Below are 24,943 nucleotides of genomic sequence, written 5' to 3' on the forward strand. Positions count from 1 at the left end.
CTAGAAAAAATATGTGCGGAATAGTAGGATATACAGGATTTCAGGATGCGTATGATATTGTGATCAACGGTCTTAGAAGATTAGAATATAGAGGATATGACAGTGCAGGAATCGTTTTGGAAGATGCAGGAAGAAAATTTGAAGTAGAAAAAACGAAAGGAAAGGTAGATGATTTAGTTAACATTTCCGCGCAGTTAAAAGGAAAAGCCAAAATAGGAATGGGGCATACCCGTTGGGCAACTCACGGAGTTCCAAGCGACAGAAATTCCCATCCTCATTTATCAAACAATGGTAAAGTAGCCATCGTTCATAATGGAATCATTGAGAATTATGATACCATTAAAAAAATGCTTACCGAAAAAGGATTTACCTTTAAATCGGAAACAGATACAGAAGTATTGGTCAATCTTATCCAGTATTTTATGGATCTGAATTCGGATATGGATTTTCCTTCAGCAGTAAGATTTGCACTGAATGAAGTATACGGAGCCTATGCGATAACCGTAATGCATGAAGATTATCCGGGAGTACTGGTAGTAGGAAGATTAGGCTCTCCATTGGCTATCGGAATCGGAGACCAGGAGTATTTTATTGCTTCTGATGCTTCTCCTTTTGTAGAATTTACAAAAGAAGCAATCTATCTGGAAGAAGGACATATGGCAACGATCTCTTTAGAAAATGGAGTAGACATAAGAACTATTACAGAGAATTCTAAAATTGAGCCGGAAATCCAAAAGCTTAAGTTAAGCTTAGAGCAAATCGAAAAAGGAGGTTATGAGCACTTTATGCTTAAAGAAATTTTCGAGCAGCCTAAATCTGTACATGATACTATGAGAGGAAGACTTCTTGTAGACGAAGGAATCATCAAAATGGCAGGAATCTGGGATCATGTTGAAAAGTTCAAGAATGCCAACAGAATTATCATCATTGCGTGCGGAACTTCATGGCATGCCGGTCTTATCGGAGAATATCTTATTGAAGAGTACGCAAGAATTCCTGTAGAAGTAGAATATGCTTCAGAATTCAGATATAGAAATCCTATTATTACAGATAAAGACGTTGTTATTGCGATTTCACAATCGGGAGAAACAGCTGATACCATGGCTGCACTAAAGCTGGCTAAAGAAAAAGGAGCATTTATATATGGTATATGTAACGTAGTGGATTCATCCATTGCAAGAATTACAGATGCAGGTTCCTATACGCATGCTGGTCCGGAGATCGGAGTGGCATCTACAAAGGCATTCACAGCACAGCTTACCATTCTTACCCTAATTGCATTTAAATTAGGAAAACATAACGGAAACCTGGGTAATGCTGAATTTATGAGCTTAATCGCTGAATTGGATGCAGTGCCTAAGAGAATTGAAGAAGTTTTGAATTCTACTCACGAACTTGTTCAGAATATAGCAAAAGACTTTGTGGAGGCTACCAATTTCCTTTATTTAGGAAGAGGATACAACTATCCGGCAGCACTGGAAGGAGCTTTGAAGCTAAAAGAAATCTCTTACATTCATGCAGAAGGATATCCGGCCGCAGAAATGAAGCACGGGCCTATTGCTTTGATTGATGAAAATATGCCAATCGTTATTATTGCCCCTAAAAAAGGTCATTATGACAAGATCGTAAGCAATGTTCAGGAAATTAAAGCAAGAAAAGGAAAAATTATTGCTGTTGTGAATAAAGGAGATCAGCAGGTAAGTTCAATGGCGGATTATGTTATTGAAGTTCCTGAGACTTCAGAATGTTTCTCACCAATCGTTGCATCAGTGCCTTTACAGCTGTTAGCATACTATATAGCAGTGTATAGAGGGGCCAATGTAGACCAGCCGAGAAACCTTGCAAAATCAGTAACCGTGGAATAAAAAATTGTTGTAAATAAAATAAATTTAGATTTCTTCCGTTATTTCAAAAAAAATCTTAAAAGTTTCTTAAAAAAATTATATATTTACGGCTTAATTATAAAAATTAACATGAAAAGGATATTTCTTTTATTATTGTCTGCGTCAGTAGCATCGGTATCTTGTTCAGGTGGTGGCAGCTCTTCAGTTGGGAAGCCTGGAACAAAAGGAGAATTGATACCAAGAGAAAAAACGAAATCATTTGTTGCGGAAAGACCATACGGAATGGTCGCAATTCCTGCAGGTTCATTTGTTGCTGGTTTAGCAGAACAGGATCCAACAAATACTCCTGAAAAAGCTTCATTGACTACGGTTACCGTTTCTTCTTTCTTCATGGATGAAGCAGAAACTACCAATGCAGAGTACAGGGTATTTATCAACTATGTAAGAGATTCTATTGCCAGAACACTACTTGCTGAAGCTGCCGGAGAAGGCGGAGAAGGCGGACGTGGAGGGAGGAGCATAGGAGATTATGCATATCTTGCTAAAAAAGAGGAAAATTTAACACCTTATCAAGAATATTTAGAAGGCCAGGGAGGAAGAGAAGATGGAAGCTATGATGCAAGCAAAAGACTAGACTGGAAAATTCCATTGCATTGGACTACAGGGAAGTATCCTGATGTAGAATATGCGGAAGTTTTAGAATCCATGTATCTGCCTGCTTCTTCCAGAATCGGAAACGAAAGAATCCTGGATGTAAGTAAACTTAAATATACCTACCAGTGGGGAGATATGGATGCTGCAATTGCTGATAACGAAAGAGGAGCAAACTACCTGAAGAGTTCAAGCATTGCCATCTATCCTGATACTACAGTGTGGGTAAAAGATTTCCACTTTGCTTATAACGAGCCATTGTTTGAACAGTATTTCTGGCACAAAGCTTATAAAAACTATCCTGTAGTAGGTGTTACATGGGATCAGGCTAGAGCTTACTGTAACTTCAGATCTAAGCTGAAAACAGATTATAACGAAAGTTTAAAAAGAAAAAAACAGAGACCATTGACATTCCGTCTTCCAACCGAAATCGAATGGGAATATGCTGCAAGAGGTGGAATGCAAAATGCTACTTACCCTTGGGGAGGTCCTTATTTAATGGACGACAGAGGTTGCTACCTTGCTAACTTTAAACCTAAGAGAGGTAACTACATGGAGGACGAGAAAAAAGGTACTTATACATATACAGCTCCAGTTAAGAAATTTAAGAAAAATGGGTTTGGGTTATTTGATATGGCTGGAAACGTTTCTGAATGGACTTCGTCTGCTTATAACAACTCTTCTTATGGATTCTCTTCTACTTTAAATCCTTCTACGAAAGATAAAATAGATACAAAAAGATCTGTAAGAGGTGGATCTTGGAAAGACGTTGGCTACGCGCTGATGACAGGTGCAAGAGATTGGGAAAGAAAAGACTCAGCCAGAAGTTATATCGGATTCAGAACTGTACAGGATATTCCTGAAGCAGCTGTTAAACCAAGAAGAGTTAACAGATAATCAATCAGACAATTATTTTTCAATACAATTTTATTTAACATTAAAAAAACTAACTTAATATGTTTAAGACTAAAGATGCTTGGATGAATTTCTTTTATTCATTCGGGGCTGCAATTGTAATTCTTGGAGCTTGGCTTAAAATTACTCACATTACCTTGGGACCTATTAACGGGAATATAGCTCTTACTGTGGGACTTATTACAGAAGCTATTATCTTTATCATTTTCGCATTCGACCCTCCAAAATCTGAAGAGTCTTATGCTTGGGAAAATGTATATCCTGAATTATTAGACAAACATGCAAACCCAAATCCACTTCACTCTAATGTATCTACTAAAGTGAATGCACAGCAGCAGTTTGCAGAATTAGAAAATTCTCTTTCAACGAAATTAGATAAAATGCTTGAAGATGCTAAACTTGATGTTCAGCTATTTGAAAGATTAAGAACAGGTATCGACAAGTTTTCAAGTTCTGTGGACCAGATCAATCAAACTGTTGATGTATCTGCATCTACTCATAAGTATAATGACCAGCTTAACAAAGCAGCTCAACACATGGAAAGCATGAATGCTTTATATGCAATGCAGCTTGAAAGTGGGAAAAGACAATCTGAATTTGCTAACAAATATGTAGCAGATATGCAGAAGTCTGCGGAACAGTCTGAGAAATTCAATCAAGAACTACAAGGTTTAACATCTAATCTGAATAACTTAAATAGAGTTTATGGCGGTATGTTAACTGCTATGAAGTCTTAATCCTGAACCATTTCTAAAATTTAACTACTTAATCAAAAAACAAAGAAAAGAGAATGGCACAAGGAAAACAGACCCCTCGTCAGAAGATGATCAACCTGATGTATCTGGTGTTCATCGCGATGATGGCCCTCAATATTGATGCAGAAATCATCAGATCATATTATGATTCAACCAGAGCATTGAATGAAACAAGAACATTAACAGAGAAGAAGAACGAAAAGATCTTTGAAAGAACGCTGGAAGCTAAAGCTCAGCAGGTTCCGGATACTTACGCTCAACCTTGGGAACAGTATAAAGTACTGAAGGGTAAGATTGATGTTTTGGTATCTTCTGCTCAGGGAATCAAAGATGCTCTTAAAAAACAATCAGAGTTCCACGATAAAGATCCTAAAACAGGTAAAGATATTGATGTAAGTGAAAACTTTGCTGCATTGAACAACAATGAAGCCACTACAGAATATTTCTTTAAAGAAGGTGATGAAAATGCACCTTCAAAAGGAGCTTTAGATTTAAAAGCTAAAATTGATGATGTAAGAAATTATATTAATTCAACTTTTGGTAATAATGAACAATTAAAAGATTTAGTTGACAGAGCCAACAAATCTCTTATCGCAGAATATCCTAAAGGAAAATCTCCGAATGATAAGACTTGGTTCCAGAACAAATTTTATCACCAGCCGCTTATTGCTGCAATTTCTAACTTGGAGATCATCCAAAATGATGCCAGAAATGTACAATCTGATGCATTAGCATTATTACTTCAGGAAAAAGTAGATGCGAGTATCAAATTTACAAGCTATGAAGCTATTGTTTCAGGTCCGGTAGATATCCAGGCAGGTAAGCAGGCAGAGGTAAAAGTAATGTTGGGTAACTATTCTAACAGTAATAAGATCAGTATTTCTGGTGTTAGCAGAGTAGAAAACGGAAAAGGTACCATTTCAATTTCAGGTTCTGGACTTGGAGAGCATAAATTAGGAGGTGTAATTACATTAACTGATGCTTCAGGTAAATCTCAGCCTTTCCCTTGGACCCATACGTATAACGTAATTGCAGGGCCAAGAGAAGTAAAACTTGAAAAAGGACTATTACTTTCTGCGGATAAGATGAATGTAATGTACAGAGGACTTGAGAATCCTGTTTCAGGATCTATCTTAGGTGCTGATAACTCTAAACTTTCATTATCTGCTCCGGGTGCTGTTGTGAAGAGCACAGGTCCAGGGAAGTGGGATGTAACTCCTACTACAGGAAATACAGTTAGGTTAACATTATCAGGAGTTGATCCTTATGGTAAGACTGTTTCTCAGGTATTTGAATACAGAATTAAAAATATTCCTAGACCTCAGGGACAAATCAGAGGAAAAACGGTTAACTATATGCCTGTAGGTTCTATTCCTAACCAGATTGTATCTGCAGCGTTGCCAGATTTTGATTTCCCTGTTTCGTTTACAGTAAACAGCTTCATTATCAAAGTTCCTGGAAGAGCAGGTACATTGATCCAAGGAAGTTCACTTCAGGGTGCAGAAGGTATGCTTAGAAATCTTAGACCAGGCGATGTCGTTCAGATCTATGATATTCAGGCAACAGCTACAGGTCTTGGAAGCCAAAAACTTAAAGAGATATCACCTGTAATTATTAATGTTCAATAAGGTTAATTTGTAAAATCATATTATGAAAAAATATATTAGCAGTCTTTTAGTACTAGTTTCGGGATTTGCTTTTTCCCAGACTATTCTGAACGCTTCTTCTCCTGAGGAATTTAGACAGATGAGAGCTGAATCTATGAGAAAAGCAGGGGATACTGTTATCAGTAATAAAGTGAAACCACTGGAATATGGATTCGTAGATGATAAAGACATCATGAAAAGTATGTTCGTTTGGGAGATCATTGATATGAATGATAAGATCAACCAACCTTTCTACTATGACAATCCGGATGGTCTTCTTTCTTCCTCTACAAGATCTATATATCAGCTTTTGTTAGATGGGGCACTTAACGGAACCATCAAGGAAGTATATGATGATGATAATTTTGTAACCAGACTTACTCCAGAAGCTATTCAAAAGAGATTGGAAAGTGTAAGATTGGATGAAGAAGCTATCGATATTCTTAACTCCGGAAGAGCATTAACAGAGGAAGAGAAGAAGAGATTAACAGATATCATCAGAACAACGACGGATAAAGTTAAAGTTCTTAAGATAATGGGTATGTGGTTCATCGATAAGAGAGACGGACAAATGAAGTACAGACCTCTAGGTCTTGCAGCTATGGGACCGGATCCATCTTCTGTAGGAAGAATTGGTCCTGATGGCCAGCCTCTTGCAGGAGGAGATGATCTTGTAGACCTGTTCTGGATCTATTATCCGAATGCACGTGAAATTCTTGCGAATAACTATGTGTATAACAGAAAGAACTCTTCTGCAGACCTGTCTTTCGATGATATTATCAATGCAAGAAGATTCTCTTCAGTTATTTATAAGTCATCAAGCGGTCTAGGAGACGGTAAAATCAAAGATTATATTCCTAGAGATGCTGATGATCAGCTGGAAGAAAGCGAGAGAATTAAATCGCAGATTCTTGAAATGGAAAATGAAATGTGGAATTACTAAATTTCACTTGATATTTATAGAAAACCTGAGTACTTTTACTCAGGTTTTTTTATTATGAAGAATGTAGATTATATTATTGTCGGAGACGGCTATGCCGGGCTTTTCTTTGCCCATCAGCTTATAAAGAATAACAAATCCTTTGTCATCTATTCTGACGGCAGGAAAAGCGCTTCCCAGGTTTCTGCAGGGATTATCAATCCGGTAGTCCTGAAAAAATTTACGATTTTCTGGAAAGCCCAGGAGCAGATTGATTTTCTAAAGGTTACTCTTGATGAAATTAAATCATATACAGATAGAAATTATCTGATCAGTGCACCTATCCACAGAATCTTTCATGACGAAAACGAGCAGAAACTCTGGTTGAAAAAATCAGAAAATGAAGATCTTTCTGATTTTCTTGATAAAAATTTCGATCGTTTAGAGGGGGTAAAAAATGATTTTAAGACAGGAAAGGTTAATCAGTCTGCCAGACTTGAAGTAAGTGGTTTTTTTGCAGGTCTATTCAGTTATTTCAAAAAAAATAGTCAGATTGAAGAAGGAAAGTTCGATTATGGGAAATTAGATGTTCAAAATTCATCTTACAAAGAATATCAGTTTAAAAATGTTGTGTTCTGTGAAGGAATGGGAGTTAAAGAGAATCCTTATTTTTCTGATATTGAAGTCAACCCTAATAAAGGACATCATATAAAAGTAAAACTCTCTGAACCTTTATCCGGAAATAATACAATTAAAAAGAAACACTTCCTCTTTCCAACAGACAATGGATTATATTTTTACGGAGGAACCTATGACAGAGAACAGCTTCATCACCATATAGACGATTCAGCAGTGGAACAGCTTGTCAATGGTCTCTCTGAAATCTATCCTTATGACTTTGAAGTAAAAGAAGTAAACTTTGGCTTTCGGCCAACAGTAAAAGATCGCAGACCTATTATCGGAAGACATAAAGAATATAAAAATCTCTATGTCTTCAATGGGTTGGGAGCAAGAGGAATTCTGAATGGATGCTATTTTTCCCGTAGTCTGTACCGCTTCATAGAAGAAAACATACCCCTGCATGAAGAAGTTTCCTTAAACAGATTCAAATAAATAAATCATTATCCAATACATAATCCCATGAATGAAAATATTCTCGGAATAGCAGCCGGCATTCTTACCTCCGTTTCTATGATCCCTCAACTGATAAAAGTAATCAGGGAAAAGGATGTGAAAGATATTTCTTTGGTAATGCTTTTGATCCTCATTTCAGGCCTTTCATTATGGGTATGGTACGGTATTAAGAAAGATGAGCTGCCTATTATTTTGTCGAACTCATTTGCCGTGCTGGTGAATATAAGTCTCTTAATTTGTTTTGTGATCTACAAAAAAAGATGAGTTTTGGTATAACAGCAGCGGCGGGCTATTCGGCCCGCCGCTGCTATTAATAATATATTTTTATCAATTACTGAAGCGTAAACTTGGCTAAAGGAGCCATTCTTGCCTTATTTAAAGTCAGAGTATTTCCGTTAACAGAATAATTATCTGCAGCAAGTACCGCTTTTGTAAACTGGTTTTCAATCTCCAGATCTTCACAAGCCATCATTGTAGACATTCCCTGGTTGAATTTGATTCTCATTGCTTCAGGTTTAATTTCAAAAGTACCTCCAAATCCATTACATCCGGCGTGTCCTTCATATCTCATTCCTTCTGTGTTAAGTTTGAAATAAGGATTGTTTTTCGGATTTTTAAGTTTAATGGGCTGTCCGTTAAGCTCAGTTAGCTTCCATGTTTTTCCAGTGATATCAGTGCTTTTTTGAACTGAGGGAGTTTTGCATGAAATAAGGAATGCAAATAAAAATACTGTGGATAAATAGTAAAATAAATTTTTCATAATAATTGAGATTTTGATTAAATGTAATGGAGCTGCCTTATTTTAGTAAGAAGCCATTTTTGTAGATCCTGAGCCTTTAGTGTCACGTTTAGCGTGGAATAACACCATATCTACATTTTTCTTTAAAAAAGTGATGTTTCCTTTAATGTCAGAATATTGATATTCTTCATTAGAGGCCGTATATTCAGGCAGTGCATCGCTTTTTTTCAGATTATACGTTTTTCCGTTCAGATGAACAATGGCCGTATTTTTTGTATTGTTTACAGTGACTTCTATTGTTTCGCCATAGCTGTCGGTGAAAACATTTTTAGATACTTCATCTTTGTTTTCCGGAACAGCTGTAACTGTTTCAGTTTCTTTAGCAGGATGTTTACACGCTGTTGAGGAAAAGAATGCCAGCCCTATAAAGACTGTTGTTACTAATTTTTTCATAGTGATAAGTGATTTTAAAGTGTTGCATGAAATTATGATATTAATATTATATAAAATTACAAATATTATTAATAATTATATGTTAATTTTACATAAATTAATTATATTTTTTTATTTAAAAAACAGTGTGATTTCTTTTAAAGTACTTTCTTTAGGCTTTTGAACGGGAAGAATTAAAGAATAAATCAAAAGGAAATACCCGGATTTTCAGACCTGATTTAAGAATAAAAACATATATTTTTTATCATTTCTCTGTGTTGTTTTAGCGTGGTGCAAAAGTATTAAAAATTACAACATGCTGATACATAGATTGAAGTGATTTAAATCATACCGGGATGAGATATTTGAATTCAATTTAAACTATATTTTCAATAAAACATTTCTATCAAAGAGATGGTAAAGCAATAATGGTTAATCATTTTATCTGAAGAATAAGAAAATAATTATAAAATCCCATGATTCCTTTATTCAGCTTATTTAAAGGAGCGTTAAATTTTGTTAATCTGCTATGAGGATATACATTTCTAAATGTACATTTGCGACTTCAAAATGAGAAACCTTATAATATATTTTTTGACCGGCCTTTTCCTACTTTTTGTAGTAGAAAGCCGTCTGAATGTCAAAACACTTCGGAATGACTATTCCGGACACGTTTCTCATCATATGCCCAAAAGAGCCAACCGCCTGAACCAGACTTACGAAAAGCTTACCGTTCAGCAGATGGCAGACAGCGTAGACAATTCCACATTAGAACTTTATGAAGATGATTTTCATCTCTCTGACACTTTTCAGGCCATTGTTGTTCTTGCCGGAGTTTTTAACCTCGTTTACATTTTTGGATTAAGGTCCTTTAAAAGCAAAAAACCTGATATTCATGGTTTTATTTCGCTGTTTTCCCATGTAAAAAAATTCATTCTGATCCGTTCTATCAGAATTTAAAAATTTATTTCTTTTTAATTTGTTTTCTGTTCTTATTACGGACAGGAGACAGACTGCGTTGTGTATGCCGGTAATCATCACACCGTAGAAACCCCTATTACCTTTTTATTTCCATTCAAAACATTAACGAATTTATATAACTCTAGAATTATGATGAAAAGAGTTGCCTCAGGCATTGCGCTTTGTACCCTTTTGTTGGCAGTAAGCTGCGGTCACAAAAAGGAAGAAAAGGAAGAAGCTGCAGTTTATCCAGTTACCAGTCCTGTAAGAATGGATACCGTGATCAATAAAGAATATGTAGCCCAGATCCAATCCGTAAAAAACATTGAAATCCGCGCACAGGAAAAAGGATTTCTCGAAAAAATTTATGTAGATGAGGGACAGTATGTACAGGCCGGCCAGACCCTGTTCAGAATTATGCCTCAGCTATACCAGGCAGAGCTGTTAAAAGCGAAAGCAGAAGTAGAGCAGGCCTCTATTGAACTTAAAAATGCAAGTACGCTGGCCAATAACAATATTGTTTCCAAGAATGAAAGGGCAATGGCTAAAGCTAAGCTGGATGCAGCGAATGCTGAAATGAAATTAGCTCAGATTCACTTATCATTTACCGATATTAAAGCTCCGTTTTCAGGGGTGATTAACAGAATTCCTTTAAAACTGGGGAGTCTTGTAGATGAAGGAGATTTGTTAACTTCTTTATCAGACAATACAAGTGTTTACAGTTACTTCAATGTTTCAGAACCAGAATATCTGAGCTATCAGACGCATGCGGCTGATAGAGGAAGTAACCAGGTATCATTAATTATGGCCAATGGAGAAACACTGCCTCAAAAAGGAGAGATTCAGACTATTGAGGGTGAATTTGACAACGAAACCGGAAATATTGCCTTCAGAGCAAAATTCCCGAATCCGGATAAACTCCTGAGAAACGGAGAAACAGGGAAGGTACAGATGACGCTTCCGGTACATAATGCATTAATTATCCCACAGAAAGCAACCTATGAAATCCAGGATCAGAAATATGTATTTGTGATCGATAAAAACGGAACTGCGAAATCCAGAAACATAAAAGTAGCTTATGAATTGCCAGATCTTTATGTAGTGGGTTCAGGGCTTTCGGTAGGAGACAAAATATTATTGGAAGGCGTACAGAAAGTAAAAGACGATCAAAAGATAAAAATAAAATTCCAGGATCCTAAAAAAGTTCTTCAGTCATTGAAATTAAAAGCAGAGTAGTTTACGCCTAATAAAAAAACAGTATGTTTAAGAAATTCATCCGCAGACCTGTTCTGTCTATCGTAATCTCTTTGATTATCGTATTTATGGGAATTTTGTCATTGGTAAAACTTCCGGTGACCCAGTTCCCTTCTATTTCTCCGCCTAAAGTAAATATTACGGCAGAATATCCCGGAGCCAACAACGAATTATTGATCAAATCCGTGGTTATTCCCCTCGAAAGAGGATTGAATGGAGTACCGGGTATGAAATATATGACCTCCGATGCCGGAAATGACGGGGAAGCTTCCATTCAGGTGGTATTCGATCTTGGAACGGATCCCAATGTTGCTGCAGTAAATGTTCAGAACCGTGTATCCTCGGTGGTGAATAAACTTCCGCCGCTGGTAGTACGTGAAGGGGTAAAAATTACCCGTGAAGAACCCAATATGCTAATGTACATCAACCTGTACAGTGACGATCCAAAAGCTGACCAGAAATTCCTGTTCAATTATGCCGATATCAACGTAATGTCCGAATTGAGAAGGGTAAGCGGAGTAGGATTCGCCGATATTCTCGGAACCCGTGAATATGCCATGCGTATCTGGTTGAAACCAGACAGGCTTACCGCTTATAATATCTCGGCAGACGAAGTAATGGAAGCCCTGAATCAGCAGAGTCTTGAAGCTTCTCCGGGAAAAACAGGAGAAAGTTCCGGTAAACGCTCACAATCATTTGAGTACATCCTGAAATATCCGGGACGTTTTAATAATGAAAAAGACTACGGAAATATCATCTTGAAAGCAAAATCAGCCGGAGAATTTGTAAGGCTGAAAGATGTTGCTGATATTGAATTCGGAAGTTCAATGTATGATATCTATTCCACATTGAACGGAAAACCTTCAGCAGCGATTACTGTAAAGCAGTCATACGGTTCCAATGCAAGTGACGTTATCAAAAATGTGAAAACTTTAATGGCAGACCTTGAGAAAAATACGTTCCCGAAAGGTATGCATTATGATATCAGTTATGACGTTTCCAGATTCTTGGATGCTTCCATGGAAAAAGTAATTCATACTTTATTTGAAGCCTTTATCCTTGTGGCTATCGTTGTATTCCTGTTCCTTGGGGATTGGCGTTCAACGTTAATTCCTGCTTTGGCGGTTCCGGTTTCATTGGTAGGAACATTTGCTGTAATGTCTGCATTCGGAATTACTCTGAATATGATCTCGCTCTTTGCCCTGGTAATGGCAATCGGGGTTGTAGTAGATGATGCAATTGTAGTGATTGAAGCGGTTCACGCCAAAATGGAGGAAAAACATCTTTCCCCTTTGAAAGCCACAGAAGAAGCAATGCATGAGATTAGTGGAGCCATTATTGCGATTACGCTGGTAATGGCATCCGTATTCATTCCGATCGCCTTTATGTCTGGTCCGGTAGGAGTGTTTTACCGTCAGTTCTCTATTACAATGGCTTCAGCAATTATCCTTTCCGGAGTGGTCGCATTAACGCTGACACCAGCACTTTGCGCCCTGATCCTGAAAAATAACCACGGAAAAGCCAAGAAGAGAACACCTGTTACTATTTTCCTGGATAAATTCAATAATCTGTTTACAAAAGGAGCCGGGAAATACGAAAAATTACTGAACAAAACAGTAACGAAAAAAGCATTTACCCTTCCGTTATTGCTGGCATTTTGCGCCTGTACCTTCTTCCTGAGTAATTCCCTTCCTTCCGGATTTATTCCTGCAGAAGACCAGGGAATGATTTATGCGATTATCCAGACGCCGCCGGGATCTACACTGGAAAGAACCAATCAGATTGCAAAAGAACTGCTTCGGGAATCTGAAGATATTGACGGGGTGCAGTCTGTTTCCTCACTGGCAGGATATGAAATTCTGACAGAAGGTACCGGGTCCAACTCAGGAACCTGTCTGATCAACCTCAAAAGCTGGGAGGAACGTAAAGAATCTGCCGCTGAAATTATTGAAAAGCTAGAAGAGAAGGCCAAAAATATTCCGGGAGCCAATATTGAATTCTTCCAGCCGCCTTCCATTCCGGGATATGGTGCCGCAGGAGGTTTTGAACTTCGTTTGCTGGATAAAGCCGGAAGCGGTGATTACCATAAGATGGAACAGGTGAGCAACGACTTCGTAAAAGAATTAAAGAAACGTCCCGAACTGGGATCTGCATTTACCTTCTATTCTGCGAGTTTCCCACAATATATGCTTAAAGTGGATAATGATCTTGCCGAACAGAAAGGCGTTACCATTGATAATGCGATGGGTAACCTGTCTACTCTCATCGGATCAAATTACGAGACCAGTTTCATTCGCTTTGACCGTCCTTACAAGGTAATCGTACAGGCTGGGCCACAATACCGGGCACTTCCGACTGACCTTCTGAAGCTGTATGTGAAAAATGATAAAGAACAGATGGTTCCGTATTCCGATTTTATGAAACTTGAAAAAGTATATGGACTTTCTGAGATTACAAGACATAATATGTATAACTCTGCAGAAGTGAGTGGAACTCCGGCGCCGGGATACAGCAGCGGACAGGCCATCAAAGCCATTCAGGAAGTCGCTGATAAAACGCTTCCTAGAGGCTTCGGGATTGACTGGGCTGGTATTTCTAAAGACGAGGTGAGCAGAGGAAATGAAGCCGTATTCATCTTCCTGGTATGTTTAGGATTTGTTTATCTCATCCTTTCAGCACAATATGAAAGTTTTATCCTTCCGCTTCCGGTAATTCTATCACTTCCTACCGGTATTTTTGGGGCATTTTTATGTCTGAAATTATTAGGGTTGGAAAATAATATCTACGCGCAGGTTGCAATGGTCATGCTGATTGGGCTGCTGGGTAAAAATGCAGTACTGATCGTGGAATTTGCGGTTCAGAAGAAAGCTGAAGAAGGAATTCCTGTAGTGAAGGCAGCCATTGAAGGAGCAGCCATCCGTTTCCGTCCTATTCTGATGACTTCATTTGCCTTTATAGCCGGGCTTATTCCGCTGGTAATGGCTACAGGTCCGGGAGCCGTAGGAAACAGAACGATTGGTACCGCTGCAGCGGGAGGTATGCTTATAGGAACTGTTTTCGGGCTGATGATCATTCCGGGACTGTATTATATCTTCGGAACTATTGCAGAGAAATCAAGACTGGCCAGATATGAAGAAGAAAACCCATTAACAGAACAAACCGAACCTTACGAACACGATGGAAAATTTGAAGATTAAAAATATATTCGCTGCGGCAGTGATAGCGCTTGTATTAACAGCCTGTAAAGCTCCGATGGCAACCGTTATAAAAGATGAAGTAAAAGAAAATCTTCCTCAGAATTTCAATCAGGAAGAGCAGCAGGATGCCAATAACAACAGTGGAACAACTCCCTGGAGACAGTTTTTTACAGATCCTAATCTGGTCAGCCTAATTGAAACCGCTTTAAAAAATAATCAGGAACTGCTGATTACGCTTCAGGAAATTGAAATTGCTAAAAGTGGTGTTTTAGCTAAAAAAGGAAGGCTGAGCCCTACTGTTTCAGCAGGAATAGGAGCGGGGCTTAAAAAGGCGGGACGTTACACCAGTGAAGGAGCCGGAGATGCTACTACAGAAATAGAACCCGGAAAAGAAATGCCGGATCCGCTGGGAAATTTCGAAGGAGGTCTGATGGCCAACTGGGAAATCGATATCTGGAAAAAACTCAGAACCGAAAAAGAAGCTGCAGTAGCTCACTATCTTTCTACAGTTGAAGGCAAGAACTTTGTATTGTCCAATCTTATTGAAGAAGTAGCGGATAATTATTATGAATTACTGGCTCTTGATAATCAGTTGGATATTATTCAGCAGTATATCAAGCTTCAGCAAAGAGCACTGGAAATTTCTAAGATTCAGAAAGAAGCGGCCGCAGCAACAGAACTGGCTGTGAAAAAATTTGAGGCTGAACTGGCAAAGTCGAAAGCTTCGGAATACACCATCCGTCAGCAGATTACAGAAAAAGAAAACCAGATTAATGCACTTTTGGGTAGATATCCGCAGCCTATTGTAAGAACAAAGGAAAGTTTTATGGCTACCATTCCGCAAACGGTTTATACCGGAATTCCGTCTCAGTTATTGTCTAACCGTCCTGATATTAAACAGGCAGAACTGGAGCTGAAAGCCGCAAAACTGGATGTAGAAGCCGCAAGAAAAGAATTTTATCCGTCCTTGGAAATTTCAGCAACCTTAGGACTGGAAGCTTTTAAACCTTCCTATCTGGTTAAAATGCCGGAATCCATTGCCTATAATTTAGCCGGAGAACTGGCCGGTCCGCTGATTAATAAAAGTGCCATCAAGGCCAATTTCCAGACTGCGGATGCCAAACAGATACAGTCTCTTTATGAATACGATAAAACTATTCTGAATGCTTATCTGGATGTAGCCAACATGATGTCTAAAATTAAAAATATAGACCAGTATTATCAGCTGAAATCCCAGGAAACCAAAGCGCTGGATCAGTCTATTGATATTGCCAACCAGTTGTTCCGAAATTCAAGAGCAGATTATCTGGAAGTACTTTTAAACCAAAGAGATGCTCTGGATGCAAAAATGGAACTGATTGAAGCTAAACAAAAACAGCTGAGCACCGTTGTAGACATCTATAAAAGTCTTGGAGGAGGCTGGAAATAAAAATATCATAATTCTCAATAAAAACAGTTAATGTTTTGATGCTGGCCCCTTCGGGGGCTGGTTTTTTTTTATTATAATGAATTAAATAGTTGATTCTTAAAATGATTCCGGAGAATTTGTTTACTATATTTGTGATACTGTCACCACACCAAATCTCTTCGTTATGAAAAATATTCTTTTGGCTGTTCTTGGTATCATGATTATTCTGATTGCCATATTGCTGATTAAAACCTATACGTATCCCTTTAAAAAGAACAAAGCAGGTGTCTCTGAAGGATGGAAGCCTGTAAAAAATGATTCTGCGGTGATGCGTTTGTCAGGTGGAATCAAAATTCCTACCGTTTCTACGGGAAGTATGGGTGTTTTTAACTATACACCTTTTGATCAGTTGAAAGAATATCTGAGAAATTCCTACCCATTAGTGTATCAGAATACTGAAAATTACGAGATCAATAACTATGCGCTGGTTTTTAAGCTGAAAGGAAGTACTTCCGGGCTTGAACCTGTTTTATTTCTTTCCCATATGGATGTAGTACCTCCCGGTGATGCTGATATAAAAAGTAAGGAACAGAATGTTTTCAGACCGGATGATAAACCCCTTTCCGCTGTATCTAAAGTCGCTGAAGACTGGGATTTTGAACCGTTTTCAGGAGCGGTTGCCCACGGAAGAATTTATGGAAGAGGAGCAATAGATATGAAAGGAATGCTTTTTTCTTTAATGGAATCCATGAACAACATGATTAAAAGCGGACAGGTTCCCAAACGGGATATTTACCTTGCTTTTGGTTTTGATGAAGAAGTAGGAGGGCAAAAAGGAGCAGTACAGATTGCAGAACATTTCAGAAAAGCAGGATTGAAGTTTGAAGCGGTTTACGATGAAGGAGGCCTGATTATGGAAAAAGGAAATGTCGCCGGAATAGATTCAGATGTAGCAGCGGTCGGATGTGCTGAAAAAGGCTTCTTATCTGCAAAAATCAAAGTAAAAGGACTTGGAGGACATTCTTCTATGCCACCAATGGAAAGTGCTATCGGAAAAGCGGCAGTGATCATGCAGCGTCTTGAGGATCATCAGATGAAACCAGTAATTACTCCCCTGATTAAGAATTTTTTTGATAATATTGGTGGTGCTATGCCTTTTACCAGCAGACTTGCTATTGCTAATCAGTGGCTTTTGAAGCCGTTGCTTCTGTCACAGCTCACCAAAAATAATACAACAAATGCATTGGTACGGACCACAACTGCTCTCACGATGATGAAAGGCAGTGACGGAGCTAATGTTCTTTCTCCGGAAGTGGAATTTGTAGTCAATTTCAGGCTTATTCCCGGGAATTCAGTAAAAGAGGTTCGCGAGCATATTGCCAAAGCAACAGAAGGATTCGATGTTGAGGTAGAAGACATTGATAATACAAGAGAAGCTTCTGCGGTTTCACCAACAGATACCAAAGCCTACAAAATGATAGAAGCCGGAGTAAATGAGATCTATCCTGGAACCATTGTCACGCCTTACCTTACCATGGCCGCCACAGATGCTTATAAATACCAGATTGTAAGCAAAAATATTTATAGATTTATGCCTATCAAGATCAACCGTTCAGAGCAGCAGAGTATTCATAGTACTAATGAATATATCAGCATTGAAAACTATCTTAAGATGATTCATTACTTTGAATATATCATGAAAAACTACGATCAATAAGCAGATAACGTTAAAAGATAATACCTGATTGGTGCCGCAAAATATACAAAGATACCAGGTCTCCTGTGTCTTTCATTTTTCAGTCTATTATCTATCCGTCTCTTATGTATTTGTCCGTTATCTATTAATCTCAATCCTTTTCAATAAAAAAATATATTACGTCAAGTTCTGTCGCATTACTGCAATAGCTTTGCTTTATCAAAATTACAGAGCTATGGAATTGCCGTTTTATTTAAGTTTTAATGAGTTTGAAAGCCATTATTATGACAACCTTGAAAAATGGTTTGAAGAATATCATAATACCAGTGAAACCGACTACCTGCAGGCATTGGCAGACATGTACAGTCCCTATTTGTATTATAGTTTTACAGATGACAGAATTATGGCAGATGCTTCTATGGAGATTAAAGATTGTTTTTTTCCTTACTACGACAAAATAGGTCTTTCTTTCTGTACCCCTTGTGAAAACGGGAAAACGCCTAAGCCAATCAAAGGAATGAACCATATATTTGAATGGAAAACAATTACCATGATGGAGTATGCACAGCATGTTCTGGATAAAATCAACAGGTATATTTCAAAAAACAAAAACTCTATTGAAACAGGCAGTATTCATGATTATATCAATGATCGTGGCATTATTACATCCAGAGAAGGAGCCGGATATTGTGTTAACTACACCAGGCATCAGACGGCAGTTCCTTTCCTGAAAGCTTATCTTCCCCATTACGGGCAGACCGTGAATATCGCAGTGTACAGGGATTTTATTTTTTCCGCAGCTCAAATTGCAGAATATATTGACAGTAAGCTCAGCTCAGTACAGGCTTTTGAACATACTATATATGCAAAACTGAAATCAGAGGCAAAATTCAGAGTTCAGATGAGTCATCAGTTTCTGACGATCTGCAATTAATCATCCGCACCAACATTCATATCTAAATTATATTTTGCCGGAGAGCGTTAAAGCGTTTTCCAGATTAAAATCCCGATCACTTGATTGGGATTTTATTGTTTTTTATAAGGCAGATTCCAGATAAGGTCAGCAGACAGATAATGAACACCGCCTTTTTTTATACTTCGGCTGTCTCTGATGAGATCATCCATATACCCAATATCTACGGTGAAAGGAGAATGGGGAATATTAAACATATAATAAGCCGCAATACGCATTTCTCTATATCCGAAAGGAGTCCAGCCATGATCCGGATTATTCAGGTAGCTTGCAGAAAAAAGCCCTTCCGCACTTAACGCCAGTTTTTGATTGTTTTTAGAAGATAAACTGTAGGTAAGCTGGCTTTTGATACGGGTTCTTAGCTGAAAATTTTCTTCAGCTTTATTAAAATCAGCATCAAAAAACTTTCTGAACTCCTGGCGTACTGTATTTTTTAGTTTCCATCTTTTTCCAAAGTTAAAAGTATAAGCGTATCGTCCATAGATTCTGAATTCCTGTTCTGTCCCTTCTTTTTCATAAGGAGAATGACTTTCATATTTGGGCTGGCGTCGGTAGCTTATGGCATAGCTGTACTGCTGGTGAGTAGCAAACGAATGATAAACCTCATGATTTAAAACCATGATCGCCTGCTTTGAAAACAGATTATCATTGTCGGGACTGCTCTTTCGCCCTAATGCAATATAGCTTAAAGACTGCTTCTTTCCCAAAGAATCCAGCTGGCGCTTAACCCCGAAAGCCGACCAGAATGCTGTATTGGCATCTCCCAGACCCGGTGGACTGATCTGTGCTTTTACAAAACTGCCTGTACAGCCCAATAAAAATAACCCTGCGAAAATTTTTTTAATGCTAAACGTCATGATAACTTCTTCAATGTTAATATGTATGCTAGGCCAAAAGATATAAACGGAATATCCGGACTTAACAAATTTAAACAGTTAAGAAATTCAATGTTTACTCAAAATCCCTTAATACTGTTTAAAAACATGACAAAATAAGCACATGATTTAGGATAGATTTAGGAATGAAAAGAATAACAGACTAGTGAATCCCGAATTTTTTATGATAACAGTCGATGTAAATACAGTTTTGTAAAAAGATCTTATTACCCAGCATTCCTGTCATCCCGGAAAATTTCATGAGCATGTATTGGGTCTGAGAGAATCCCTCTACGTAAGTTACCTCTGTTAAAGGAATTTCTTTGTTTTTAAAACGGATGGCATTGTTGCTCTTTGCGGTATAGGAAGTCAGAATATTAGGCCTCGATTGAGCTTTTTCTATAATAATTTTTGATTGAGGTGATTTTAAATCAGTCCATTGCTCTTTGTTGGTCAGTAGTTCATAAGCGCTTGTTCCCGAATCATAAAGGAATTTTTCTTCCTTTCCTCTTAAAATACCGCGGATAATAATTTTTCTCTTCTTAAATGTAAAATCAATAAGGCTGTTTTGAAACTCCGCAGGTTCTTCAGACAGATTAAAAATGATGAAGTTTTCCTTAAAATTGATAATGCTTTTCCTGTCTTCAAGAATATCGGCTCCAAGCGTACCGATGATCTTCCCGGATTCTTTTCCCATCTCAGAAATTTTGAATTTATCGGATGAGATTTTAGTTTTTCCGATGTAGAAGGTTGATGAAGCATGGTTATCATGAACCATAATTCCTTTAATTTGTTTTATGGGTAAATGATAAAATTCTGTATACACGGCACCGGTGTCAAATTGAAGATAATAAATAGCTGTATCTCCCGAGAAACTGACAGGTACAAGTAAAGCGCTTTTATCCTTTTCCTGCCATTTCATCGGAATCTTTCCACTTTCATTTTTTACTGTTAAATAATTTTTTTCCGGAGTGAATTTCTGATTAAAATAAAAATAGCCGCCTAAAAACAGAATTACTGTAATGATTAAAATACCCGACAAAATTCTCGTGATTGCTTTCATGTTGATTTTTGTACAACATTCGGAAATCCGGACCTGTTTTTATCCCAAAGGGATATGACAGTTTTACGACAATTTTATGACTTTTATTGTAAGATGTTGTATTCCAGTATTATGTTGAATAGTTAAAATCTGTTTTTATTAATGGCTAAGACAGATAAAGAATGAATACTATTGGAGTGTTTTTTTTGATAAACGAAGCCACTTCGCTTATTTTTGAAATACCAAGTCATCTCTAAATTTATATCTTTTGAAATATCAGATAATACTCTTTGTCTGATTGCTTTTTTATTCCAGAAGACTTTAAAATCTGCATTTACAATATAAAAACAGAAAAACCTGCTGAAATTCAGCAGGTTTTGTTTGCAGAGAGGAAGGGATTCGAACCCTCGATACAGTTACCCGTATACTACCTTTCCAGGGTAGCTCCTTCAACCACTCGGACACCTCTCTAATTGAGATTGCAAAAATAGAGTATTTTCTGGAATCTGCAAATTATTTGTAAAAATTAGTTGGATATTTCTCCACAAAGGCTTTTAGCGAAATTATCAGCGAATGTTCCAGGATAACTTGGGTTGTCTATCAGGTGCATTGCCTTGGTTATCGCACTTTCTGCAGTAATATCCCTTCCGCTGATCGCTCCGATCCTTGAAAATATATTGCTGTTTTCATATTTTCCGAATGATATTCCCCCTGATATACACTGGCTTACAACCACAATCTCTGTCCCGTTGTTTCTAATAGCCTGAAGCGTTTCCTGCGTCTTTTCACTGCTGAAAATTGTTCCCGAACCGAATACCTGAAGAATTAAAACTTTCATTTTAGGAATCTCTTTGAAATGGCTGAGGTGCATCCCCGGAAAAATTCTCCAGAACAGAATATCCTCAGAAATATGTTCGTCCACATGAAATTGTATTTGAGGGTCACAACGGTAAAGATTCTCTTTGATAATATTCAGATGTACTCCGGATTGCCCAAGGATAGGGTAGTTCGGGCTGGAATATGCATCAAAATATTCAGCGGAATATTTCAGGGTTCTGTTTCCTCTCAATAATTTATATTCAAAATAGATTGCTACTTCCTGAATAACTGCTTCATCATTTTCATAAAGACTGGCATAATAAAGGCTGGTCAGAAGATTTTCCTTTGCATCAGTTCTAAGGTCGCCAATCGGAAGCTGGGAACCCGTCATGATCACAGGTTTTTTAAGTCCTTTCAGCATGAAGCTTAATGCGGAAGCAGTGTATGACATCGTATCTGTTCCGTGAAGGATCAGAAACCCGTCATAATCCTCATAATTCTTATAGATATAATTGGCGATGATTCTCCATTCCTCAGGTCCCATATCTGATGAATCCAGCGGTTTTGCGAAAGGATGTACAAAAACTTCACATTCCATTAATTTCATTTCGGGCATTTTTTCAAAAATGTTTCCAAAATCAAAGGCGCGAAGACTTCCGGTTTCATAATCTTTTTCCATACCGATGGTTCCTCCGGTATAAATGAGCAGGACTTTTCGTTTCATGAATTACTTTTTAGTAAGAATTTGAGCCTCATTCAGGTTCATAGCCCAAAATTACGTTAATTTGCAAAGATTTGAAAATGAATGAAAGCTTATCATGAAATTTTATCAGAATAAGCCGGTCATCGTAAGTGTTATATTGAACTATTGAAAAAATAACGAGATGCAGATGAAAGATTTAACGCAGACTTTTGAATATTTGAAACAATTTTTAACAGAGGAAAGACTCTCAAAAATTGAACATTTTTCCCAGGAAAGTTCAGATTTTGTGCTGCCGGTTGTAGAAGATATCTATCAGTTTAGAAACGCGGCGGCCATCGTACGTTCGGTAGAGGCCTGCGGTTTTCATAAAGTGGTGGCATTACAGGAAGAATACAGCTTTGAACCCAACCTCCGCGTAACAAAAGGGGCAGACACCTGGGTGGAGGTAGAAAAACTTCCCCGAAATATGGAATCTTTTCAGAAAATTAAAGACAGAGGATACAAAATTGTAGTTGTTTCTTTAGAAAATAACGCAAAAATGCTTCCTGAATACGAAATTACAGAACCTATTGCTTTGGTTTTCGGAACCGAAATGGAAGGCGTTTCTCAGGAAATTCTGGAATTTGCAGATGAGACACTGGCCATTCCGATGTATGGTTTTACGAGAAGTTTTAATGTTTCTGTAGCGGCTTCAATCTGTATGTATGAATTGAAACAGAAGCTCATAAAATCTGATATTGATTATAAATTAGATGAAGAAAAGCTGTTAAGAATGAAAATACTTTGGGCCGTCAATTCAATAAGAAGCGGGCAGCAGATCTTCGATAAATATCTCAAAGAACACAATCTTGAGATATAGTATAAGTTATTTTGAGTTGCCCCTTTAAGTTTTAAGAAATCTGCTCAATCCGTGCAATCTGTGGGGACTTCAAAAAAAATAAACTTTTAAGGGATTGATCAATTTTACGTTGGAAAACGCAGTAGAGCAAGGGTTTTAAATTTTATTCTGCTTTAAGGCGCAAGAAAACTAAAGGTTTTTCAGCAAATAATTTTCGTGCTTACTAAATAGGGTTTCCATAGATTCCTCAGATTTCACAGAAAAAGATCTGTGGCCATCTGTGTGATCAGTGGGAGCTGAATAAAAAATATACATAATCTGCAAAGTCTGCGAGAACCGGGAAAATAGAAATTCATGCATCAGGGGCAATATGAAAACTTAAACACTTTCCATATTAAAATAATTCCATGCTGCTACAAATACTCCGGCTGTTTCTGTTCTCAATCTCTGGTTCCCCAATGAAACGGCTTTAACCTTATTTTCGGCTAAAAATGAGATCTCTTTTTCAGAAAAATCACCTTCCGGGCCGATTAAAAAAGTAAGCTGCTCCAATGAAGGAATAGCTTTAAGTTCAGTTCTTTCAAGATTTTCATGGCAATGCGCCACAAAGGTATGTTCCGGATTACTATTTTTTAAGAAATCAGTAAGCTTTATCAGATCATTGATCACAGGGAAATGAAACCTCAGGCTTTGTTTGGAGGCAGCAACAGCCTGTTTTCTGATTTTATCGATATTGATATTCTTACGCTCCGTTTTTTCTGTTACAATAATACTAATCTCTGAAACTCCCATTTCCACAGCTTTCTCCACAAAAAACTCAATTCTGTCTATATTCTTTGTAGGAGCAATAGCAATATGAAGCTTCGGACTGAATCCCGGAAGATTAGTTTTTATCTCGGAAACTTCTATTCCTGCTTTTTTACCTTCAATCAACAGCTGGCCTGAAGCAAGATTTCCTTTCCCATCGGTCACATGAATTTCTTCATCATTCTTCATCCTCAGCACTTTCACAATATGCTGCTGCTCATCATCATTAATGGTTACCGTGTTGTTTTCTATAGATCCGTAAAATAGTTTCATAAAAATGGGTGTTGTTCACAAAGTAAAAAGGCTAATCAGTCCTTTTATAAATCATATTTCGCTGTAGCCGTTGTTCTGAGATCCGTAAATTCTCCTCTTTCAAATTTCAGCTGAGCTACCATAGCAATCATGGCTGCATTGTCTGTAGTATATTCGAATTTTGGAATGTAAATATTCCAGCCCAGTTTTTCTTTGTTGTCTTCCATCGCTTTTCTTAAAGCAGAATTAGCAGATACACCGCCGGCAATGGCAACTTCTTTGATGTTTAAATCGCTGGCCGCTTTTTCAAGCTTGTTCATAAGGATTTCTATGATGGTTTTTTGTACGGATGCACACAGATCATTGAGATTTTCTTTGATAAAATCCGGGTTTTTTCTAACTTCTTTCTGAATGAAATAAAGAACTGAAGTTTTGATACCACTGAACGAATAATCGTACTGCTGCATTTTAGGCTTGTTAAACGTAAAGGCATCAGGATTTCCCTCTTTGGCGAGCCTGTCAATAATAGGTCCGGCAGGGTAATCAAGATCGAAAATTTTTCCGATTTTGTCAAAGGCTTCTCCCGCAGCATCATCGATTGTTTTCCCGATAATTTCCATATTGAAATAATCTTTAACCAGTACAATCATGGTATGTCCGCCGCTTACCGTAAGACACAGAAAGGGGAATTTAGGCGGCATAGGATTTGCATCCTCAATAAAATGGGCTAAAATATGGGCCTGAAGGTGATTTACTTCTATTAATGGTACGTTTAAACTCATTGCCAGAGACTTGGCAAAGGAGGTGCCTACAAGAAGAGATCCCAAAAGTCCGGGGCCGCGTGTAAATCCTATAGCAGAAATGGCATTTTGTTGTATATTTGCTTTAGTAATAGATTTTTCAACAACGGGGATTATATTTTGCTGATGTGCTCGCGATGCCAGTTCGGGAACCACACCACCGTATTCTTTATGGATGGCCTGATTCGCAGCAATGTTCGACAAAATGCAGTTTCCCTTGATGATAGCTGCTGAGGTGTCGTCGCAGGACGATTCAATACCTAAAATTATAGAGTCGCTCATAA

The 24,943-nt window shown here is 37.7% G+C and carries 21 protein-coding genes and 1 tRNA gene; 14 read left to right on the plus strand and 8 right to left on the minus strand.

The features are described 5' to 3' along the window. Positions 1-11: 11 nt before the first annotated feature. From glmS to FW768_RS19865, 7 genes are all read left to right on the plus strand, one after another. A complete protein-coding gene (glmS, locus tag FW768_RS19835) occupies positions 12-1,865 on the plus strand; it encodes a glutamine--fructose-6-phosphate transaminase (isomerizing) (protein ID WP_153398359.1) in 1,854 nt (617 codons plus the stop codon). A 108-nt stretch (positions 1,866-1,973) separates the two neighbouring features. Then, complete coding sequence (gene porK / locus FW768_RS19840; RefSeq protein ID WP_153398361.1) at positions 1,974-3,392, plus strand: T9SS ring complex lipoprotein PorK/GldK; 1,419 nt, start codon at positions 1,974-1,976, stop codon at positions 3,390-3,392. Between the two features lie 59 nt (positions 3,393-3,451). Further along, positions 3,452-4,147, plus strand: coding sequence for a type IX secretion system motor protein PorL/GldL (porL, locus tag FW768_RS19845; protein WP_153398363.1), 696 nt, complete (start codon positions 3,452-3,454; stop codon positions 4,145-4,147). A gap of 53 nt (positions 4,148-4,200) precedes the next feature. Then, positions 4,201-5,793: a type IX secretion system motor protein PorM/GldM gene (porM, locus tag FW768_RS19850; protein WP_153398365.1), complete on the plus strand. Its 1,593-nt coding sequence runs from the start codon at positions 4,201-4,203 to the stop codon at positions 5,791-5,793. 22 nt (positions 5,794-5,815) lie between these two features. Continuing rightward, positions 5,816-6,754, plus strand: a complete 939-nt coding sequence (gene porN / locus FW768_RS19855) for a type IX secretion system ring subunit PorN/GldN (protein ID WP_153398367.1) — start codon at positions 5,816-5,818, stop codon at positions 6,752-6,754. A 54-nt stretch (positions 6,755-6,808) separates the two neighbouring features. Beyond that, positions 6,809-7,843 carry an NAD(P)/FAD-dependent oxidoreductase gene (locus tag FW768_RS19860; protein WP_153398369.1) on the plus strand — a complete coding sequence of 345 codons (1,035 nt, stop codon included), beginning with the start codon at positions 6,809-6,811 and terminating at the stop codon, positions 7,841-7,843. Positions 7,844-7,870: 27 nt separating this feature from the next. Then, positions 7,871-8,128: a SemiSWEET transporter gene (locus tag FW768_RS19865; RefSeq protein WP_153398371.1), complete on the plus strand. Its 258-nt coding sequence runs from the start codon at positions 7,871-7,873 to the stop codon at positions 8,126-8,128. A 67-nt stretch (positions 8,129-8,195) separates the two neighbouring features. On the opposite strand, the gene FW768_RS19870 is transcribed toward FW768_RS19865, so the two are convergent. Further along, positions 8,196-8,624 (minus strand): META domain-containing protein, encoded by a 429-nt coding sequence (locus FW768_RS19870; protein WP_153398373.1) that lies wholly within the window; start codon positions 8,622-8,624, stop codon positions 8,196-8,198. 42 nt (positions 8,625-8,666) lie between these two features. Continuing rightward, the gene (locus tag FW768_RS19875; protein ID WP_153398375.1) at positions 8,667-9,056 is read right to left on the minus strand and encodes a hypothetical protein; all 390 of its coding nucleotides are present in this window, start codon (positions 9,054-9,056) and stop codon (positions 8,667-8,669) included. 549 nt (positions 9,057-9,605) lie between these two features. Between FW768_RS19875 and FW768_RS19880 the strand changes: the two genes are divergently transcribed. The 6 genes from FW768_RS19880 to FW768_RS19905 all read left to right on the plus strand — a co-directional run bounded on the left by FW768_RS19880 (position 9,606) and on the right by FW768_RS19905 (position 18,484). Then, complete coding sequence (locus FW768_RS19880; protein ID WP_153398377.1) at positions 9,606-9,995, plus strand: hypothetical protein; 390 nt, start codon at positions 9,606-9,608, stop codon at positions 9,993-9,995. A gap of 153 nt (positions 9,996-10,148) precedes the next feature. Beyond that, the gene (locus FW768_RS19885) at positions 10,149-11,231 is read left to right on the plus strand and encodes an efflux RND transporter periplasmic adaptor subunit (protein WP_153399996.1); all 1,083 of its coding nucleotides are present in this window, start codon (positions 10,149-10,151) and stop codon (positions 11,229-11,231) included. Positions 11,232-11,254: 23 nt separating this feature from the next. Continuing rightward, entirely contained in the window at positions 11,255-14,446 is a 3,192-nt protein-coding gene (locus tag FW768_RS19890) for an efflux RND transporter permease subunit (protein ID WP_153398379.1), read from the plus strand. Beyond that, positions 14,427-15,875 carry a TolC family protein gene (locus FW768_RS19895; RefSeq protein ID WP_153398381.1) on the plus strand — a complete coding sequence of 483 codons (1,449 nt, stop codon included), beginning with the start codon at positions 14,427-14,429 and terminating at the stop codon, positions 15,873-15,875. The genes FW768_RS19890 and FW768_RS19895 overlap by 20 nt, the downstream gene beginning before the upstream one ends. Before the next feature lie 163 nt (positions 15,876-16,038). Further along, positions 16,039-17,571 carry a M20/M25/M40 family metallo-hydrolase gene (locus FW768_RS19900; RefSeq protein ID WP_153398383.1) on the plus strand — a complete coding sequence of 511 codons (1,533 nt, stop codon included), beginning with the start codon at positions 16,039-16,041 and terminating at the stop codon, positions 17,569-17,571. A gap of 214 nt (positions 17,572-17,785) precedes the next feature. Continuing rightward, positions 17,786-18,484 (plus strand): hypothetical protein, encoded by a 699-nt coding sequence (locus tag FW768_RS19905; protein ID WP_153398385.1) that lies wholly within the window; start codon positions 17,786-17,788, stop codon positions 18,482-18,484. A gap of 92 nt (positions 18,485-18,576) precedes the next feature. Here the strand turns inward: FW768_RS19905 and FW768_RS19910 are convergent, their stop codons facing one another. From FW768_RS19910 to FW768_RS19925, 4 genes are all read right to left on the minus strand, one after another. Next, positions 18,577-19,380 (minus strand): DUF2490 domain-containing protein, encoded by an 804-nt coding sequence (locus tag FW768_RS19910; protein WP_153398387.1) that lies wholly within the window; start codon positions 19,378-19,380, stop codon positions 18,577-18,579. Between the two features lie 181 nt (positions 19,381-19,561). Beyond that, positions 19,562-20,461 (minus strand): hypothetical protein, encoded by a 900-nt coding sequence (locus FW768_RS19915; RefSeq protein WP_153398388.1) that lies wholly within the window; start codon positions 20,459-20,461, stop codon positions 19,562-19,564. Between the two features lie 363 nt (positions 20,462-20,824). Beyond that, positions 20,825-20,911, minus strand: a tRNA-Ser gene (locus tag FW768_RS19920). A 55-nt stretch (positions 20,912-20,966) separates the two neighbouring features. Continuing rightward, positions 20,967-21,983, minus strand: coding sequence for an asparaginase (locus FW768_RS19925; RefSeq protein ID WP_153398390.1), 1,017 nt, complete (start codon positions 21,981-21,983; stop codon positions 20,967-20,969). 166 nt (positions 21,984-22,149) lie between these two features. Here FW768_RS19925 and FW768_RS19930 point away from each other — a divergent pair, with 166 nt between their 5' ends. Continuing rightward, the gene (locus FW768_RS19930; protein WP_231128736.1) at positions 22,150-22,821 is read left to right on the plus strand and encodes a TrmH family RNA methyltransferase; all 672 of its coding nucleotides are present in this window, start codon (positions 22,150-22,152) and stop codon (positions 22,819-22,821) included. Between the two features lie 357 nt (positions 22,822-23,178). Here FW768_RS19930 and FW768_RS19935 read toward each other — a convergent pair whose 3' ends face one another. Together FW768_RS19935 and tsaD are read right to left on the minus strand one after the other, a co-directional pair. Beyond that, on the minus strand, positions 23,179-23,880 hold the full coding sequence (locus tag FW768_RS19935; protein WP_153398394.1) for an RsmE family RNA methyltransferase: 702 nt from the start codon (positions 23,878-23,880) through the stop codon (positions 23,179-23,181). A 44-nt stretch (positions 23,881-23,924) separates the two neighbouring features. Continuing rightward, entirely contained in the window at positions 23,925-24,941 is a 1,017-nt protein-coding gene (tsaD, locus tag FW768_RS19940) for a tRNA (adenosine(37)-N6)-threonylcarbamoyltransferase complex transferase subunit TsaD (RefSeq protein WP_153398396.1), read from the minus strand. Positions 24,942-24,943: the final 2 nt, after the last annotated feature.

The sequence above is a fragment of the Chryseobacterium vaccae genome (assembly GCF_009602705.1).
GTDB classification, from domain to species: domain Bacteria; phylum Bacteroidota; class Bacteroidia; order Flavobacteriales; family Weeksellaceae; genus Chryseobacterium; species Chryseobacterium vaccae.

What these genes read in the sequence shown, in the direction of transcription:
- glmS (WP_153398359.1), top strand. Translation starts at nt 12, where the DNA reads ATGTGCGGAATAGTAGGATATACAGGATTTCAGGATGCGTATGATATT.
- porK (WP_153398361.1), top strand. Translation starts at nt 1,974, where the DNA reads ATGAAAAGGATATTTCTTTTATTATTGTCTGCGTCAGTAGCATCGGTA.
- porL (WP_153398363.1), top strand. Translation starts at nt 3,452, where the DNA reads ATGTTTAAGACTAAAGATGCTTGGATGAATTTCTTTTATTCATTCGGG.
- porM (WP_153398365.1), top strand. Translation starts at nt 4,201, where the DNA reads ATGGCACAAGGAAAACAGACCCCTCGTCAGAAGATGATCAACCTGATG.
- porN (WP_153398367.1), top strand. Translation starts at nt 5,816, where the DNA reads ATGAAAAAATATATTAGCAGTCTTTTAGTACTAGTTTCGGGATTTGCT.
- FW768_RS19860 (WP_153398369.1), top strand. Translation starts at nt 6,809, where the DNA reads ATGAAGAATGTAGATTATATTATTGTCGGAGACGGCTATGCCGGGCTT.
- FW768_RS19865 (WP_153398371.1), top strand. Translation starts at nt 7,871, where the DNA reads ATGAATGAAAATATTCTCGGAATAGCAGCCGGCATTCTTACCTCCGTT.
- FW768_RS19870 (WP_153398373.1), bottom strand. Translation starts at nt 8,624, where the DNA reads ATGAAAAATTTATTTTACTATTTATCCACAGTATTTTTATTTGCATTC.
- FW768_RS19875 (WP_153398375.1), bottom strand. Translation starts at nt 9,056, where the DNA reads ATGAAAAAATTAGTAACAACAGTCTTTATAGGGCTGGCATTCTTTTCC.
- FW768_RS19880 (WP_153398377.1), top strand. Translation starts at nt 9,606, where the DNA reads ATGAGAAACCTTATAATATATTTTTTGACCGGCCTTTTCCTACTTTTT.
- FW768_RS19885 (WP_153399996.1), top strand. Translation starts at nt 10,149, where the DNA reads ATGAAAAGAGTTGCCTCAGGCATTGCGCTTTGTACCCTTTTGTTGGCA.
- FW768_RS19890 (WP_153398379.1), top strand. Translation starts at nt 11,255, where the DNA reads ATGTTTAAGAAATTCATCCGCAGACCTGTTCTGTCTATCGTAATCTCT.
- FW768_RS19895 (WP_153398381.1), top strand. Translation starts at nt 14,427, where the DNA reads ATGGAAAATTTGAAGATTAAAAATATATTCGCTGCGGCAGTGATAGCG.
- FW768_RS19900 (WP_153398383.1), top strand. Translation starts at nt 16,039, where the DNA reads ATGAAAAATATTCTTTTGGCTGTTCTTGGTATCATGATTATTCTGATT.
- FW768_RS19905 (WP_153398385.1), top strand. Translation starts at nt 17,786, where the DNA reads ATGGAATTGCCGTTTTATTTAAGTTTTAATGAGTTTGAAAGCCATTAT.
- FW768_RS19910 (WP_153398387.1), bottom strand. Translation starts at nt 19,380, where the DNA reads ATGACGTTTAGCATTAAAAAAATTTTCGCAGGGTTATTTTTATTGGGC.
- FW768_RS19915 (WP_153398388.1), bottom strand. Translation starts at nt 20,461, where the DNA reads ATGAAAGCAATCACGAGAATTTTGTCGGGTATTTTAATCATTACAGTA.
- FW768_RS19925 (WP_153398390.1), bottom strand. Translation starts at nt 21,983, where the DNA reads ATGAAACGAAAAGTCCTGCTCATTTATACCGGAGGAACCATCGGTATG.
- FW768_RS19930 (WP_231128736.1), top strand. Translation starts at nt 22,150, where the DNA reads ATGAAAGATTTAACGCAGACTTTTGAATATTTGAAACAATTTTTAACA.
- FW768_RS19935 (WP_153398394.1), bottom strand. Translation starts at nt 23,880, where the DNA reads ATGAAACTATTTTACGGATCTATAGAAAACAACACGGTAACCATTAAT.
- tsaD (WP_153398396.1), bottom strand. Translation starts at nt 24,941, where the DNA reads ATGAGCGACTCTATAATTTTAGGTATTGAATCGTCCTGCGACGACACC.